At 71.0% G+C, this 15,856-nt stretch carries 14 protein-coding genes; 5 read left to right on the forward strand and 9 right to left on the reverse strand.

Annotated elements, in window-relative coordinates:
* Positions 1–121: 121 nt before the first annotated feature.
* Positions 122–1,570 (reverse strand): serine hydrolase domain-containing protein, encoded by a 1,449-nt coding sequence (locus tag AB0B98_RS02660; protein ID WP_357360317.1) that lies wholly within the window; start codon positions 1,568–1,570, stop codon positions 122–124.
* Between the two features lie 199 nt (positions 1,571–1,769).
* Here AB0B98_RS02660 and AB0B98_RS02665 point away from each other — a divergent pair, with 199 nt between their 5' ends.
* Entirely contained in the window at positions 1,770–2,351 is a 582-nt protein-coding gene (locus AB0B98_RS02665) for a TetR/AcrR family transcriptional regulator (RefSeq protein ID WP_357360319.1), read from the forward strand.
* A 43-nt stretch (positions 2,352–2,394) separates the two neighbouring features.
* Here AB0B98_RS02665 and AB0B98_RS02670 read toward each other — a convergent pair whose 3' ends face one another.
* From AB0B98_RS02670 to AB0B98_RS02705, 8 genes are all read right to left on the reverse strand, one after another.
* Complete coding sequence (locus AB0B98_RS02670; RefSeq protein ID WP_357360321.1) at positions 2,395–4,428, reverse strand: hypothetical protein; 2,034 nt, start codon at positions 4,426–4,428, stop codon at positions 2,395–2,397.
* A gap of 175 nt (positions 4,429–4,603) precedes the next feature.
* The gene (locus AB0B98_RS02675) at positions 4,604–4,750 is read right to left on the reverse strand and encodes a hypothetical protein (RefSeq protein ID WP_238667867.1); all 147 of its coding nucleotides are present in this window, start codon (positions 4,748–4,750) and stop codon (positions 4,604–4,606) included.
* A 132-nt stretch (positions 4,751–4,882) separates the two neighbouring features.
* Positions 4,883–5,524 (reverse strand): GNAT family N-acetyltransferase, encoded by a 642-nt coding sequence (locus AB0B98_RS02680; RefSeq protein WP_357360323.1) that lies wholly within the window; start codon positions 5,522–5,524, stop codon positions 4,883–4,885.
* 161 nt (positions 5,525–5,685) lie between these two features.
* Positions 5,686–6,540 carry an ABC transporter ATP-binding protein gene (locus AB0B98_RS02685; RefSeq protein WP_357360325.1) on the reverse strand — a complete coding sequence of 285 codons (855 nt, stop codon included), beginning with the start codon at positions 6,538–6,540 and terminating at the stop codon, positions 5,686–5,688.
* Entirely contained in the window at positions 6,537–7,520 is a 984-nt protein-coding gene (locus tag AB0B98_RS02690) for an iron chelate uptake ABC transporter family permease subunit (protein ID WP_357360573.1), read from the reverse strand. Before AB0B98_RS02690 ends, AB0B98_RS02685 begins: the two co-directional genes overlap by 4 nt.
* A gap of 116 nt (positions 7,521–7,636) precedes the next feature.
* Positions 7,637–8,425, reverse strand: a complete 789-nt coding sequence (locus tag AB0B98_RS02695; protein WP_357360327.1) for a class I SAM-dependent methyltransferase — start codon at positions 8,423–8,425, stop codon at positions 7,637–7,639.
* A complete protein-coding gene (locus tag AB0B98_RS02700) occupies positions 8,422–9,426 on the reverse strand; it encodes an ABC transporter substrate-binding protein (protein WP_357360329.1) in 1,005 nt (334 codons plus the stop codon). Before AB0B98_RS02700 ends, AB0B98_RS02695 begins: the two co-directional genes overlap by 4 nt.
* A gap of 203 nt (positions 9,427–9,629) precedes the next feature.
* Complete coding sequence (locus AB0B98_RS02705) at positions 9,630–10,844, reverse strand: cellulose-binding domain-containing protein (RefSeq protein WP_357360331.1); 1,215 nt, start codon at positions 10,842–10,844, stop codon at positions 9,630–9,632.
* Positions 10,845–11,280: 436 nt separating this feature from the next.
* Between AB0B98_RS02705 and AB0B98_RS02710 the strand changes: the two genes are divergently transcribed.
* The 4 genes from AB0B98_RS02710 (at position 11,281) to AB0B98_RS02725 (ending at position 15,735) form a co-directional block, all read left to right on the forward strand.
* Positions 11,281–11,667 carry a YciI family protein gene (locus tag AB0B98_RS02710; protein WP_357360333.1) on the forward strand — a complete coding sequence of 129 codons (387 nt, stop codon included), beginning with the start codon at positions 11,281–11,283 and terminating at the stop codon, positions 11,665–11,667.
* On the forward strand, positions 11,667–12,881 hold the full coding sequence (locus AB0B98_RS02715) for a DUF6596 domain-containing protein (RefSeq protein ID WP_357360335.1): 1,215 nt from the start codon (positions 11,667–11,669) through the stop codon (positions 12,879–12,881). Before AB0B98_RS02710 ends, AB0B98_RS02715 begins: the two co-directional genes overlap by 1 nt.
* Before the next feature lie 144 nt (positions 12,882–13,025).
* Complete coding sequence (locus AB0B98_RS02720; RefSeq protein ID WP_357360337.1) at positions 13,026–13,379, forward strand: VOC family protein; 354 nt, start codon at positions 13,026–13,028, stop codon at positions 13,377–13,379.
* Between the two features lie 223 nt (positions 13,380–13,602).
* On the forward strand, positions 13,603–15,735 hold the full coding sequence (locus tag AB0B98_RS02725) for a ThuA domain-containing protein (protein WP_357360339.1): 2,133 nt from the start codon (positions 13,603–13,605) through the stop codon (positions 15,733–15,735).
* Positions 15,736–15,856 lie beyond the last annotated feature (121 nt).

Raw genomic sequence — 15,856 nt, forward strand, 5'->3', positions numbered from 1 at the left:
TTTTGTTTTTTTGTGTTGTCTTTTTCCTTTACTTTTGGTTCCTGCGGGGGTTGTCTTACTCGTGGGCTTTTCTCGGTCCCCGCGGGGGGGGCGCGCCCCCCCCCCCCCCCCCGCCGGGCGTTCAGGCGACCTTGGGCGTGGCGCGCATGCCCACGTAACAGACCTGAGTGCCGTTGGTGAGGGTCGCGAAGACCACAGGCATGTAGTCCTCGCTGAAGGACGGTCCCGCGCCGGAGGCGGCGAAGACCGTTGCGGTGACCGGTTCCAGGTCCATCTCCAGGGGCGGTGACATGTCCGCCATGTCGTCGACGAATTCGTACCGCAGGTGCGGCGAGCCGTCGTCGCCGCGCGAGACGGTGAGGACGACGCCCTCGCGCCGGTACGTGCCGAGCAGCGGTTCGAGGTCGATCGCCTGTGGCACGGGGGCCGGGGCGAACGGCGCGGGCATTGTGACGTCGGCGAGTTCGGCGAGCAGGTCGCGGAACAGGTCGGCGTAGAGCAGTCGGGCGGCGCCGCCGTTGGTCATCAGGACCAGGGCGAGGTTCGCGTGCGGGACGACACGCAGGTAGGCGTACTGACCGATGGCCGCGCCGTCGTGGCCGTAGCCGGGGACGCCGTCCCAGTCGTAGAGCGTCCAACCCAGACCCCACCCGTCGGCGCTCACCGTCCACTTGTCGGGTACGTCGACCGCTCGGTCTCGCATGGCGGCGGCAGCATCGCTGGACAGCACCCGGGTGCCGTCGGGCGCGAGGCCGCCGTCGAGGTGCATCCGGGCGAAGCGGGCCATGTCGCCGGCGGAGACGATGACCCGGCCCGCCGGACCCATGGAGCGGGGCATCAGATCCCAGGACGGAGCCGGGTCGGGATAACTGCCCGCCTCGCCCAGGTGGCTCATGGCGGCGCGGAAGCGCAGGGCCTCCTCCGGCAGCGTCATCGAGCGTTCCAGGCCGAGCGGCTCGAACAGGATGCTCTTGAGCGCCTGGTCCCAGGTGAGGCCGGTGAGCTTCTCAATGACGCGGCCCAGGACGATGTAACCGAGCCCGCCGTACGAGATGGCCGTGCCGGGCGGGCAGTCCAGCGCCACCCGTCGGGCGGCGCTGACGTATCGGGCGAGGCAGTCGTCACCCCGACCGCCGTCGAAGTTGAAGTCGTTGGTCACGCCGCCGGTGTGGGACAACAACTGGCGGATGGTGATCGTCCTGGTCGCCTCGGGATCCGGGGTGGCGAACTCCGGCAGCACGTCCACCACCGGCGCGTGCAGGTCCAGCTTCCCCTCGTCGGCGAGTCGCATGATGAGCGTTGCGGTGTAGACCTTCGCGATCGAGCCGGACAGGAATACCGAGTCCGGGGTGACCGCCACTCCGGTGCCGCGGTGCAGCACGCCACTTGCCAGCTCGTGGACCTCCCCGTCGAGCAGCACGGCCAGACTCGCGCCGGGGACGTGGTGGGTGTGGCGCAGTTCGTCGAATCGCCGCTGCCAGCGGTCGACGTCGAACCGCCGGCTGGGCGACCTCTGCCCAGACGGGGGGCGCAGGTCGCTGTCGGCGTTCCGGCTCAGCGTCTCGGTCACGGTTCTTCCCCTTCGGTCGGTCAGGTGTCCGCGGCTCGCGTGGAGCCGGGGAGGCGGCGGCCGCGTGTCAAGGCGTGCGCGATGACCCCGGCGTCAAACAGTGGAACGGCACGTGCCGTGCCGTTAGGTGGATCGCGCTCAGTCTGTTCACGCATCCGCACATTGTCAACGGCACGTGCCGTGCCGTTACAGTGACGGCATGAGCGACGACCGCCGCACCACTGCCGCCGACCGGACCAAGGCGATCATGCGTACGACGCTGGAGCTGGCGCAGGAGGTCGGTTACGCCAAACTCAGCATCGAGGGGGTCGCGGCCCGCTCCGGCGTCGGCAAGCACACGATCTACCGGCGCTGGCCTTCCAAGGGCTCGCTGTTCCTGGACGCGGTGCTCACCTCCGGCGAACCCGCGCTCGACTATCCCGACACCGGCGACATCGTGGCCGACCTGCGCCAACAGATCCACGCGGCGGTCGACCTCCTGGGCCAGCCGCCACTGGGCCCCCTCTACCGGGCCCTGGTCGGCGAGGCCCAGCACGATCCGATGGTCGCCGCGGCGCTCAACGAACGCTTCATCCGCCCGCAGGCGGACCGGACCGTGGCCCGGCTGCGCAGCGCCCAGCAGCAGGGGCAGATCTCACCCGACTTCGACCTGGACGTGGCCATGGCGATCCTGTCCGGCCCGCTCTACTTCCGGTTCCTCATCACCCAGGAGCCGTTGACTCACGAGTACGTCGATCGCGTACTCAAGGCTCTGCTCATGGGGATGACGCCACTGTCGTAGCGCGCGCCGGCCCGCCGGGATGGTCGTCCCGGCGGGCCCGGCGTCACGGGCAGGGTGTCCGCGCGCAGACGTCGACGACCTTGCCGGTGAGCAGGAAGACCGCCTTCTGCTTCTGGGCTCCGGCCTGTGCGCGGGGGAACTCGTGCGGATCGTCGCCGAACTCCGGTCCGACCGGCGCGAGGTTGGTCGGCGGTGGCGCGTGGGCCGCGCCGCTGTTCCAGATCACGATCGCCGAGCCGGCGTACGGGTAGCGGCGGATCGGTGTGATGCCCCAGTACGGGCGCACGTCCAGTGACCAGCCGTCGGCGAGCGCGGGGGTGTGCAGGCGCGCGCCGATGGTGCGTGCCTGCACCTCGGCGGCGGCGGGCGAGACCTGGTGGTCGCCGAAGGCCACGTGCATCAGCACCTGGTGCGCCGGGGTGCGCGGTAGTGGCCGGTCGGTCATGTGCTGGGCGTACCCGTTGGCCTCGGACCGGTCCCACAACATCTGCAGCAGCGCGAGGATCAGTTGTTGGTCGACAGTGTCCGGGTAGTAGCCGTCGAGCACGCTCTGGAACGGCGCGAAGTCGACGCTGCGTTGCAGCAGCGTGGAGTAGTTCATCGCCGGTACGCCGAGCACCGATCGGGTCCAGTCCTGGGCGATGGCGGTGAGCGCGCCTCCGTTGATGCCGCCCTGGCTGTTGCCGTCGTAGTGCAGCCCACCGGCGCGGTTGATCAGCGGCCGTGCGGTGGCGTCCCGGAACGCCGGGTGGGCGGCGAACCCGTCCGGGTGGATCATCGCGCGGCCCAGGAAGAGGAAGTTCAGGAAGCTCTGCTGCAACCGGTCCGCCACCGCGGGGAAGACGCTGAGGTCGGTGAAGGCGCCGGCCACGAAGGGGACGTCGGCGGCGGCCATGCCGATCCAACTGGTGGCGCAGAAGGTGAAGTTGTGGGTGTTCGACATCGTCTTGACGTTGCCGGCGTTGATCTCGGTCGGTCGGCCGAGCAGCCCGTGGCCGTAGAGCGAGAGGTGCGCCGGCCGCGCGGCCGAGGCACTGCGCGGGATGTTGCAGACGAAGTCCGCCGCCACGGTCGCCCCGGACGGCGTGGGCAGGGCGTTCGGCGTGGGCGGCGTCCCGGCGCCGCCGGCCGGGCCGTAGTGCAGCCGGGAGCCGGGCCCGCCGTCGCCGGTCAGATAGGACGGAACGCCGATGGTGCCGGTCACCTGCCGAGCGATCAGCGGATCCTGCTCCGGCGCATAGTCGGTCACCTGGGTGACGGTGACCGACGGCGCGGCCCGGCCGAGGTCGGCGAACGCGTCGTCCCGGACCGCCAGCATCCGGCCGGTCAGCCCGTGCCGGCTGGCCACCGTGAAGTCCCAGGCCAGGTAGAGGCTGTGCCGTTCGACGCCGGTCCGAACCAGGTCGGTGACGATGCGCCTCACCTGCGGCCCCCGAGCGTCCCGCTGCTTGCGGCCGGCACCGGTCAGGTACGCGGTGAACGCCTTCGGTGCCGGGATCAACGCCCGGTTGCCGTCCCGTAGGCCGCGCAGCCCCACGACGTAGCGGGTGCCCTCGGTCAGCGCCACCGCCGGCCGGATGATCAGCAGCTGCCGGTCGGGCTGACCGGTGGCGTGCGCGTCCAGCTCGGCCCAGTACGGTGTGCGCTCACCGGTCCGGGTGTTGAGCAGCACGATCGGCGCGTCCGGCGCCAGCGAGCGGCCGATGTCGGTGACCGGGGCGATCCCGGTCGCCGCGGCGTCGAGGCCGGGTACCCGCACCAGGATCGGCGAGCCGGGACTGAACCCGTCCTGCCGGTTCCACTCCGTCGGGTCGATCGGGGTTCCCTGCACGTTGGCGGGCATCGCGGCGGCGGCGAACCGCACCCGCTTGCCGGTGGGGCTGCTCCGGTCCGGCACCGTGAAATGGTCGTTCGGGAACGGCAGCAGACAGGCGGTCGGGTCGATCGGGTCGCAGGACGGCTGCCCGACCGGAGCGGGGGCCCGTGGCGGTGCGGCGGGGGCTGCCGTGCCGAGCAGGACAGCGCCCGCTGTCACCAGCACGGACACGGCGAGACGGAGCCCTCTGGAGGTGGTCACACGCATCTCCTTCGACGCTGGACGGCAGATCGACGGGTGGTGTTCTTCCTACGCTTGTGAAACAAACTCAGCAAGCAGGCTCCGTGCGAGCGACAGACTCACGGTCAGTGGCCGGCAGCCCGATCGTGCTCAGGCTGCCGGCCACCGACCGCACCAACGATGACTCACGGAAAGGTCACGCGGTGATCACCGGCCAGGCGTAGGCGAGCAGGGCGCAGGCGGCACCCAGAAGCGCGAGCGAGACACCCCTCGTGGGCAGCGGCAGGGCGGCGAGCACGATCAGGATGACGGCGATGACGTACAGAACTGCCTGGGCCGACATGTTGTTCTCCTCGATCAGGGGGGCGGGCGGCTGCCCTTCACCCGCCGAGATGCCCCCGGGCGTGATCGCGGAAACGTCCCGCCGATCACGGTTCGGCCCACAGTGGTACGACCGGCTCGTCCGGCACAGCGCCTACGTCCGGAGAAGGAGCGCCTCAGCGCCCACCGGCCGGAACCCTGCCGCCTGGAAGGCGCGCACGCTGCGCGCGTTGCCGGCGGCCTGCTGGGCCCAGACCGGCTGACCGTCGGGCACCAGATGTCGGGCGGCCGTCGCCAGCGCCCGCCCCAGGCCCCGGTGGCGACGCTCGTCGTCGACCTCTATCGCCGTCTCCCACCGGCCGGCCACCCCCCGGCCGAGCACGACCACCCCGCCCTGGGCGGCCCAGACGCGGACGTCGTCACGGCGCCGACGGGCCCTGACCTCGCGGGGATGATCGCCGTCCGCGAGCTCGGTCAGCCGCAGCGGGGGCGGCCCGGTTAGGCAACTCGCGACGGTCAGCAGGTCGATCGTGTCCATGGACCGCCGGGTGCGGTCGAGCAGCGCACCCAGAAAGCGCGGATTCATCGTGGCCGCCAGGGAGTCACAGTCAAGAGTGGCCAGCGTACGACGTACCCACTGGGGATCTTCGTCGGTGAACACCACCGAGTGTCCGGTGAAGGCGATGACTCCGGCGTCGCGGCGGCTCGGCTGCGACACCACTGTCGTCCCGCCGTCAGGCGGTGGGAAGTGGCCGCGCGCCGCCGCGTCCAGGATGTCGCTCAACGTACTGTCCATTGTCGTCTCTCCTCGGTCCCCGACCGCACGGCTGCCGAGGGCGGACACGGCAACGCGCTCCCCACCCTTGCCACAGTGCGGACCAAACAGTGTTCGGACATCCTCGCGTGTGAAGTACGGATCTGTGTGCCGCGGCGGCTCGGCCCGCGCTCCGTCGGCGCCTACGTCGCCTGGCTGCGGTACCAGATCCGGGGCCGGCCGTCAGCGGTGATGGCAACGTCCGTCCGCACCTGATACACCTGCTCGATCCGGCCGGTGGTGAGAACCTCGACGGGCGTACCCGCCGCGACCACTCGTCCACCGTGCAGCAGCACCAGCCGATCGCAGTACTGCGCGGCCAGATTGAGATCATGCAGGGTCACCACGACGGTGCTGGCCGACTCCGCGAGGAATCGCAGCAACTCCAGCTGATGCCGGATGTCCAGGTGGTTTGTCGGCTCGTCGAGCAGCAGCAGATCCGGTTCCTGCACCAGAGCGCGGGCCAGGTCCACCCGCTGCCGCTCACCACCGGAGAGGCTGGACCAGCGCCGCTGCTCGAACCCGGCCAGGCCCGCCTCGGCGAGCGCGCGCCGCGCCAGGTCCACATCCGCGGCCCCGACCCCGGCGAGGCGTGGCCGGTACGGGGTCCGGCCCAGCAGGACCACCTCCAGTGCGGACATCTCCACGTCGGTGGCCACCTGTTGGGTGACCACCGCGATCCGCCGAGCCAGCGCACGCCGGGGTACCGCGTCCACCGCGACGTCGTCGAGCAGCACCCGCCCCGACTCCGGCCGGGTCAGACCGGCAAGTAGTCGCAGCAGGCTCGACTTGCCGGAGCCGTTCGGCCCGAGCAGCCCGACCGTGGCGCCCGGTTCGGCGGTGAGCGCCACCCCGGCAAGGATCCGCACGCCGGCCACGCCCCATCCGATCCCGTCCGCGTCCAGCCGCGCCGGCAACGCTCCCGCCGGGTACTGGTCACCGCCGGTCGCCCGACCACTGTCGCCCACTCCCCGACCGGCAGCGCCCGCCGCGATCACGGCGTACCCGTCCGGCGTCGCATGACCAGCGCGAACACCGGCACCCCGAGCAGCGCGGTGAGCACGCCCACCGGCAGCTCCTGTGGTGAGAAGACGGTCCGCGCCACGGTGTCCGCCCAGATCAGGAAGATCGCGCCGATCACCGCGCAGGCGGGCAGCAACGTCCGATGCCCGGAGCCGAACAGGAACCGTACGGCGTGCGGCACTGTCAGCCCGACGAAACCGATCGCACCGCTCGCCGCGACCAACGCGGCAGCCATCAGGGCGGTGACTGTGAACAGCAGCAGCCGGGTGCGTCCGGGAGAGAAGCCGAGCGAGCGGGCGGTATCGGTGCCGAACGCGAACGCGTCCAGCGCCGTCGCGCTGGCCCAGCAGACCAGCAGGCCGACGCCGACAACCACGGCGCTCAGCGCCACCGATGCCCAGGAGGCCGCCGTCAGCGAGCCGAGCAGCCAGAACGTCACGCTACGGGTGTCCTGAGTGTGCGCGTCGGAGATCACGATCAGGCTTGTCACCGCGCTGAAGAGCTGCGAGACGGCCACCCCGGCGAGAACGATCCGGGTCGGCTCGCCGCGCCGCCGGCCGGCCAGCAGCAGCACCGCGCCGAACGCGGCCATGCTGCCGACGAACGCGCCGGTGGTCAGGTCGACCGGGCCGGCGCCGATCCGAATGCCGAGTACCAGCACCGCCACCGCTCCGGTGGAGGCGCCGGACGAGACACCGAGCAGGAACGGGTCGGCCAGCGGGTTGCGCGTGAGCGCCTGTAGCACCGCCCCACACACCGCCAGACCGGCACCGACCAACGCGGCCAACAGCACCCGGGGTAACCGGAGATCCCACACGATGCTGTCCGGCAACGGCGGTAGCGGCTGGACCGGGAGGCCCACATGGCTGGCCACCGCGCGCAGAACGCTGCCGATCGGCAGATCGGCCGAGCCCACGCTGACCGCCGCGGCGATGGTGACCAGCAGCAGGAGCACTGCCAACGGAAGGACGTACCGGCCGTTTCTCGAGATGCCGGTGCGGGGTGGCGGGTCTCGTCGCGTCGACCCGCGCGGGCCGCTCACCGAGACGAGGGATCGTACGACTCGCGGGTTCATCGGCGGGCGAACACCACGTAGTCGTCAAGGTACTGCCAGACGGTGCCGACCTCGGCGAACCCGGCCGCGCGAAGGGCAGCCAGGTGGAACCCCAGTGCGGCCGGGGCCTGCGGCGGTCGGTCGGCGAACCGCCGTTCCCGCTGGGCTGCCAGCCCGGCCAGTTCCGGGTGTCGGGCCGCCTCGGCGTACCAGGCGGAGTAGGTGAGCGCTCCGGCAGCGAATGTCTCCTGCTGCACCTGCGCGTCGTGCCGACTGGCGATGTCGCGCAGGGTGGGCGCCGACTCGTCGTAGCGGAGGTGGTCGGCGTTGAGCAGCACACCACCGGCGGGCAGCAACCGCGCCGCGGTGGTGTAGACCCGCAGCAGTTGCTCCGGCGCGAGCCAGTGCAGTGCCGTCGAGGTGAGCACGGCGTCGATCCGCCGTCCGGTCAGCGCCTGCTCCCAGCCGTCGGCCACCAGGTCGACGTCGTGGACCTCGACCCGCGGCATGTACCGGTCCAGGGCACACCGCGCGACCTTCAGCAGGATCGGGTCGTAGTCGACCGCGACGGCGGTGGCACGAGGGAACTGGGCCAGGATCCGGTCGCTGATCGCACCGGGACCGCAGGCCAGATCGAGGATCGCGAGATCGTCCGGGCAGTGCAGCCGCAGCACGTCGGCCATCGCGTCGAACCGCAGGTCGCGGTGGGCCACGTAGGCGGACTGCTGGTCGTTCCAGAGTTCGAGCAGGCGGCGGGCGGCCGACTGGTCGAGCGCGGCGACATCGGTGCCGGCCGGCGGCGTCATCGGACGGTCCCGTGCAGGTGGGCACCGACAAGTTCCGCCGCCTGAACGCTGCGGATCGACGGATCCATCGACGAGCCGGGCACTGTGACGAACCGTCCGGCGACCACCGCGTCCAGCTTCGACGTCACCGGGTTGCGGCGCAGGAAGTCGATCTTCGATTGGGCACTGTCGCCGTCTCCACCCCTGGTCAGATCGGCCAGCACGATCACCGCCGGGTTGCGTTTGGCGATCTCCTCCCAGTTGCCGGCCGGCCACTTCTGGCTGGCATCGGTGAACGTGTTGCGGGCACCCAGCAGCGAGCTGATCGCGTCCGGAACCCCGCCGTGTCCGGCAACGTACGGGGTGCTCGTTCCGGAGTAGTACCAGAGGAGTGACGGGCCGGCGTTCGGCGCGGCCGTTGGCATCGCACCTCGGGCGGCATCCAACCGACTCTGCTGCTCGTGGATCAGCTTGTCGGCCCGCTCCGGCACGCCGAAGACGCCGGCGATGTCGCGGATCTCATCGAAGATCCCGTCGAAGGTGACCGTCGGGGTCGCGTCCGCCGGCTTCTCGCAGGCGAACCCGGAGAGGTACGCCGGTACGCCGAGGGTGGCCAGGTCAGCGCGCGAACCCGCGGCGTCCGGCGCGTACGCCGAGGTGTAGGTCGAGTAGACGAAGTCCGGGTTCGCCGCCCGGACCGCCTCTCGTGAGGGGTAGAGCTTGGCCAGCACCGGCACCTTCTCGTAGGCGGGGCGCAGGTCGGGCAGCACCGGGTCGGTCTGGTAGCTGGTGCCGACCATCCGGTCGGCGAGACCGAGGCTGAGCATGATCTCGGTGGCGTTCTGTTCCAGTGCGATCGCTCGCTGGGGTGGCGCGGCGACGGCGACCGGCAGTCCGCAGTTGGTGAGGTGGACCGGGGTGGCCGAGTGGCCCTGCGCGACCGGTGCGGCGGCTCCACCGTCGGAGCAGCCGGCCGCGGCCAGCACCAGGCACAGGCCCGCCTTAATGAAAACGGTTTTCATAGCCGCGAACATATCAACAGCACCTCCGCGGCCTGGCAGGCGGGGGGTGCGGTACGCCAGCCGGCGGCGGACGCCAGCCCACGTTCCGGCCGCCCACTCACGCCGACGCAGTCGAGGGTGTGACCCAGGTTCCGGGTCACACCCTCGACACATTCATCACCATTGCGGGCGCCGCTGACGGGCCCGTCCACGACCCCGAAGGGTCAGCAGCCGATCCGGCTGGAACCCAGCGCGACGTCGTCGTACCAGAGGGTGTCGGCTCCGCCGCCGTAGCTCTCCCAGCCCAGCTTCAGGTCGGTGAGCTGCGGCCGCCAGGTGCGGTTGTACCACTGGCCGTCGATGTCGTGCGTCGGTGCGCCGTCCGCGGTCAGCCCGGGGATGGCGGTGCCGTCCACCCAGGTACGCAGCTGACCGGCCGCGCCGTCCACCATGAACTCGACGCAGGTCCACCGGTTGGTGGGTAGCGGCAGGCTCTGCGCCACCCCGGCCGGGCTCTGCTCGGGCAGTGTCGCGTCGTCGGAGGCGCGGTTCCACTGCAGGGCGCCGTTCTGGCCACCCAACCGCAGGTCCTTGTTGCCGTCGGCGGCGTCGGCCATCGCCATCATCGTGGTGTGTTCGGTGGGCTGGGCGGTGGTGTGCCGGACCCAGATCCGGCCGTACCGCACGTTGCCCACGCTGCCGAGGTTCTTCGTGGATCTGATGAAGACGTGGTTGCAGTACCCGGCGGCGCCGTTGATCCGGACCGACCGGCTGCCGCTGTGCGTGGTCGCCGTGTCGATGGTGGCGCTACCCGCGCCGGAACAGTCCGGGCTCACCACGGCCCAGTCACCGGACGGCGTCGACCCGGTCTGGCCCTCGAAGCCGTCGCAGAGCACCGCGCCGGCGCACCCGGTCGGCGGCTCGGTGGTGGGCGGCGGAGTGGTCGGCGGAGGCGTCGTCGGCGGAGGCGTCGTTGGCGGCGGCGTGGTTGGCGGCGGCGTGGTTGGCGGCGGCGTGGCGCCGTTGCACGCTACGCCGTTCAGGCTGAACCCGGTCGGCGCACCACCACTGGAGCCGTACGTGCCCTGCAACCCGAACTCGGTGGAGCCACCGGCCGGGATGCTGCCGTTGTACGACGCGTTGCGGGCGGTCACCGTCGATCCGGACTGGCTGACCGTGGCGTTCCAGCCGCTGGTGACCCGCTCGTCCCCGGCGTACGTCCAGGTGACTGTCCAACTGGAGACGGCCGCGTCCCCCGGGGAGACCTTGACGGCGGCGGTGAATCCGCCGGGCCACTGATTGGGCGTGTAGTCGACCCGGCAACCCTGGGCGGCTGTGGCCGGGCCGCTGAGCACCGCCGCTCCGGTTGTGGTCGCGGCGGCGGCCAGCGCGGCTACGACCACCAGGGTCGCGGCGGGGCGGGCACGGAAAATCGTCATGAAGGGTCCTTCTGCCATCGAGCTGAGCGGAGGCGGCACGGCGGCGTGTCCTGGACGGACACGGCGCGACATCGTGCCCTGGATGTGACGCGGCGGTGCGCCACAGCGACCGGTCGCGCGTACGACCGAAATGCCCGGCTCGGGGGTGGACCTGTCAGCCGCCGACGGCCCGGTCGCCCGGACCCCGGCGGCGCCCGCCCTCAATCTATTGACGATTACCGATCGAATCAAGCGGCGGTGGCGCTCCCCGCCACGTCGATCATGCAGTTTCAGTTGTCGACATGGGTGAGGTGCCCCGTATGTCGGGACAGCAAGTGCAAGATCGCGGAGCAGGGACAGGGAAAGAATGGTCCGGGTCCGTGTCGATCCGTGGGCCGCCCGTTCGACGTGGGGATGCTGGGGCCGGGAGACGGCCCCGTCGGATGAGGAGAACGCGATGTCGAAGTACCTGTTGATCATGCGGGGCACCGATGAGACGAACGCGGCCATGATGGCCAATCTCGACGAGATGATGGCCACCACCCGCCAATTCATCGAGGACATGATGAAGGCCGACGTCCTCGTCGCGGCCGAAGGGCTGGACGATCCGCGTCAGGGCGTCGTCGTCGACTTCAGCGGCGAGGCACCGGTGGTCACCGACGGTCCGTACGGCGAGACCAGGGAGTTGTTCGGGGGCTACTTCATGCTCGATGTCGCCACGAAACAGGAGGCGGTCGAGTGGGCCAAGCGGGTCCCGGCGATCCGCGGGTCCAAGATCGAGGTCCGGCGGGTGGCCGAGGCCGACGAGGTCCCGCAGGGTGGCGAGAGCAACGGCCAGGTCTGATGGGTACGGCCGACGTCGAGGCCGTCTGGCGGATCGAGTCGGCGCGGATCGTCGCCGCGCTGACCCGGTTCACAGGTGATTTCGGGCTGGCCGAGGACGCCGCCCAGGAGGCGGTGGCCGAGGCGCTGGTGTGCTGGCCACGTGCCTTTCCGGCCAATCCGGCCGGGTGGCTGATGGCCACGGCCCGGCGGCGGGCGATCGACGCGATCCGCCGCCGGGTCGCCCTCCAGGAGCGATACGCCCTGTTGGCGGCCGGTCCCGCCCTCGATCAGGAGATCGACACCGACGCGATCGACGACGATGTGCTGGCGCTGATGTTCGTCAGCTGCCACCCGGTGCTCTCCCGCGAGGCACGGGTGGCGCTCACCCTGCGGGTGGTCGGCGGCCTGTCCACCGAGGAGATCGCCCGTGCGTTCCTGGTGCCGGTGCCAACCGTGCAGGCCCGCATCACCCGGGGCAAGAAGGCGATCGCGGCCGCCGGGGTGCCGTTCGAACTGCCGCCGGTCGGTGAGCGCCGGGAGCGGCTGGGCGGGGTGCTCAGCGTCCTCTACGTGATCTTCACTGAGGGGTCGACGGCCACGTCGGGCGACCGGCTGCTGCGCACCGACGTGGCGTACGAGGCGATCCGGCTGACCCGCACACTTGCCGCGCTCCAGCCGGATGAGCCGGAGGTGCACGGCCTGCTCGCCCTGTGCGAGCTGACGGCGGCGCGCTTTCCGGCCCGGACCGACCCGGACGGCACCCCGATCCTCCTTGAGGACCAGGACCGCCGGTTGTGGGACTTCCCGGCGATCCGCCGTGGGCTGGCCGCGCTGGCCAGGGCATCGCAGCGCGGCCTCGGCCCCTACGGTCTACAGGCCGCGATCGCGGCCACGCACGCGTCGGCGCCCTCGGTCGAGGAGACCGACTGGGCACGGATCGTCCGGCTCTACGAGACGCTGAGCCGGGTCGCGCCCTCGCCGGTGGTCGACCTCAACCGGGCCGTCGCCGTCGCCATGGCCTCGGGCCCGGCACACGCCCTGACCATCGTGGACGAGCTGATCGCCTCGAACCGCCTCCCCGGGTCACACCTCGTCCCGACCGTACGCGGTGAGCTGCTGACCCGCCTCGGCCGGCTTCCGGAGGCACGCGCCGAGCTGGAGCTGGCCGCCCGGCTCTGTGCCAATCAGCGCGAACGCTCGGTGCTGCTCGCCAAGGCGGCGGCGCTGAGCTGACTGCTCCAGCACCCCCGGCCGAACCAGAACCCCGAACGCCCGCCCATGGTCGCGACCTCGCCGACCGGGAACGCCTGCCGACCGGATCAGGGCCTGACGGTCGGCATAATCAGGGGGCATCGATCGCCTGAGCTGGAGGTCCCCATGCGCGTCATCCGCATTCTGCCCAACCTTCCGGTGGCTGACGTCAGCGCCGCGAGGGGCTTCTACACCGACTTTCTCGGCTTGAGCACCGAGGCGTTCAGCCTGGGTTGGGTGGCCCGGTACACCTCGTCCGACCCCGACGTGGCCGTTCAGCTCGTCTCCGGCGACGCGACCGCGCCCGAGGACTCGGTCATCAGCGTGCAGGTGGACGACGTGGACGGCGCCTATGCCGAGGCACAGCGGCTCGGCTACGAGATCGTGCACCCGCTGACCACCGAGCCGTGGGGCGTGCGCAGGTTCTTCGTCCGCGCTCCGGACGGCAACGTCATCAACGTGGCGGCGCACCGCGCCTGAGGTGACCCGGCCCATGTGCGAGGGATTGACCCGCACAGACGCCCGAGGTTAACTGCACATCAGCGATGTGGATCGATGTCATCCGGATGCCGACAACCCGGCACTGTGGCACCGCTCCGCGTCGTCTCGACATCGCCCTCGTTTCGGCGGACGTGGGCACACCGGGGCAGTTCCCGGGGTGCGAGACCCGCATCCGCACGACGATCCAGAGGAGATCGTGTCGATGAAGATGACGCCGCCGCTACGAATCGCGCTCGCTGTCCTGCTCGCCGTTGGTGTCGCCGCCGTCGGACCGGCCGGGCCAGCGACCGCGGCCCCTGAGGCCGCAGAGCTGAGCAAGGTCCTGGTCTTCTCCAAGACCGCCGGCTTCCGGCACTCCTCCATCCCCAACGGCATCGCCGCCATCCAGCAGCTCGGCGCGACGAACGGCTTCACCGTCACCGCCACCGAGGACGCGGCGACCTTCACCGCTGCCAACCTCGCCCAGTACCAGGCGGTGGTATTCCTCAGCACCACCGGCGACGTGCTCGACGCCGGCCAGCAGGGCGCCTTCGAGGCGTACGTGGCCTCCGGTGGCGGCTTCGTCGGAGTGCACGCCGCCGCCGACACGGAATACGACTGGCAGTGGTACGGCGGGCTGGTCGGCGGGTACTTCGCCTCGCACCCGGCCACCCAGCAGGCGACGGTGCGGGTCGAGGACCGGGCCAACGCCTCGACCGCGCACCTGCCATCGACCTGGACCCGCACCGACGAGTGGTACAACTACCGGACCAACCCCCGCTCGGCGGTCAAGGTGCTGGCCAGCCTCGACGAGTCGTCGTACACCGGCGGGTCGATGGGTGGTGACCACCCGATCACCTGGTGCCACAGCTATGGCGGTGGACGTTCCTGGTACACCGGCCTCGGCCACACCGAGCAGAGCTACGCCGACCCGAACTTCACCCGCATGCTGCTGGGCGGCATCCAGGTGGCGGCCGGGGCGGTGGCGGCCGACTGCCGGCCGGAGCCCGGCTACAGCCCGCTGTTCGACGGCACCGAGGCCAGCCTCGGGCAGTGGCGACAGGCGGGGCCGGGTGGCTTCACCCTGACCGACGGCACCCTCACGTCGAACGGTGGCATGGGGTTGCTCTGGTACCCGGTGCGTACCTTCGCCAACTACTCGCTGAAGGTCGACTGGATGATGCCGGGCGACGACAACGGTGGGGTCTTCATCGGGTTCCCCGATCCGCAGGGCGACCCGTGGGGCCCGGTCGCCGCCGGTCACGAGATCCAGATCGACGCCACCGACGGCGACCCGACGCGAACCACCGGCAGCGTCTACAGCTTCCAGGCACCCAACCAGGCCGCCCGCGCGGCGGCGCTCAACCCACCCGGCTCCTGGAACACCTACGAGATCGGGGTGCACGGACAGCGGGTCGAGATCTGGCTCAACGGCTTCAAAATCAACGACTACGCCAGCAGCCGGGCCATCGCCAACGGCTACATCGGGTTGCAGAACGACGGCGCCGGAATGGACATCAACTACCGCAACGTGCGGATCAAGGCCGACGGCCCGAGTGAGCCGCCTGCCACCGACCTGGCCCGGGGCCGGCCGGTGACGGCGTCCAGCGTCGAGTCGGGCAGCACGCACGCGGCGGGCAACGCCGTGGACGGCAACACGACCACCCGCTGGGGCAGCGCGTACGCCGACCCGCAGTGGATCACCGTCGACCTGGGTGCCACGTACGCGATCAACCGGGTTCGGCTGGCCTGGGAGGCGGCGTACGCGCGGGCGTACCAGGTCCAGGTGTCGCCGGACAACGTCACCTGGTCGACGGTGCACACCACTACCACAGGCGACGGCGGCGTCGACGACATCACTGTCACCGGCACCGGCCGTTACCTACGGGTGTACGGCACCCAACGCGCCACCCAGTGGGGCTACTCGCTGTGGGACCTCAACGTCCACGGCACCGCCGCCGGTGGCACGGTGCTCTCCCGGGGCAAGCCGGTCACCGCGTCCAGCGTGGAGCCGGGCAGCGCGCACGCGGCGGCCAACGCCGTTGACGGCAACGCCACCACCCGCTGGGGCAGCGCGTACGCCGACCCGCAGTGGATCTCGGTGGACCTCGGCACGTCCCGCACCCTCGACCGGGTCCAGCTGACCTGGGAGGCGGCGTACGCGCGGGCGTACCAGATCCAGGTCTCTGCGGACAACGTCACCTGGACGCCGGTGCACACCACGACCACTGGCGACGGCGGCGTGGACGACATCGCCCTCTCGGCCACCGGCCGCTACCTACGCGTCCAAGGCACCCAGCGGGCCCTGCCCGCGTACGGCTACTCGCTGTGGGAGCTGGAGGTGCACGGCCGCTGACCACGCACTAGCGCAGTTCCACGATCCTGGCGCGGGTGTTGGCTGGTGCCTCGGGATGCCCTCACTCGACGTCGGCCCGAACGTCAGGCAGGTCGACGCGGCTGACCGCCGCGACCTGTTC

Origin of the sequence: Micromonospora sp. NPDC048947 (assembly GCF_040649495.1) — a bacterium.
Classification (GTDB): domain Bacteria; phylum Actinomycetota; class Actinomycetes; order Mycobacteriales; family Micromonosporaceae; genus Micromonospora; species Micromonospora alfalfae.

Coding starts and splice junctions, on each gene's coding strand:
- AB0B98_RS02665 (WP_357360319.1), top strand. CDS start 1,770: ATGAGCGACGACCGCCGCACCACTGCCGCCGACCGGACCAAGGCGATC.
- AB0B98_RS02675 (WP_238667867.1), bottom strand. CDS start 4,750: ATGTCGGCCCAGGCAGTTCTGTACGTCATCGCCGTCATCCTGATCGTG.
- AB0B98_RS02680 (WP_357360323.1), bottom strand. CDS start 5,524: ATGGACAGTACGTTGAGCGACATCCTGGACGCGGCGGCGCGCGGCCAC.
- AB0B98_RS02695 (WP_357360327.1), bottom strand. CDS start 8,425: ATGACGCCGCCGGCCGGCACCGATGTCGCCGCGCTCGACCAGTCGGCC.
- AB0B98_RS02700 (WP_357360329.1), bottom strand. CDS start 9,426: ATGAAAACCGTTTTCATTAAGGCGGGCCTGTGCCTGGTGCTGGCCGCG.
- AB0B98_RS02705 (WP_357360331.1), bottom strand. CDS start 10,844: ATGACGATTTTCCGTGCCCGCCCCGCCGCGACCCTGGTGGTCGTAGCC.
- AB0B98_RS02710 (WP_357360333.1), top strand. CDS start 11,281: ATGTCGAAGTACCTGTTGATCATGCGGGGCACCGATGAGACGAACGCG.
- AB0B98_RS02715 (WP_357360335.1), top strand. CDS start 11,667: ATGGGTACGGCCGACGTCGAGGCCGTCTGGCGGATCGAGTCGGCGCGG.
- AB0B98_RS02720 (WP_357360337.1), top strand. CDS start 13,026: ATGCGCGTCATCCGCATTCTGCCCAACCTTCCGGTGGCTGACGTCAGC.
- AB0B98_RS02725 (WP_357360339.1), top strand. CDS start 13,603: ATGAAGATGACGCCGCCGCTACGAATCGCGCTCGCTGTCCTGCTCGCC.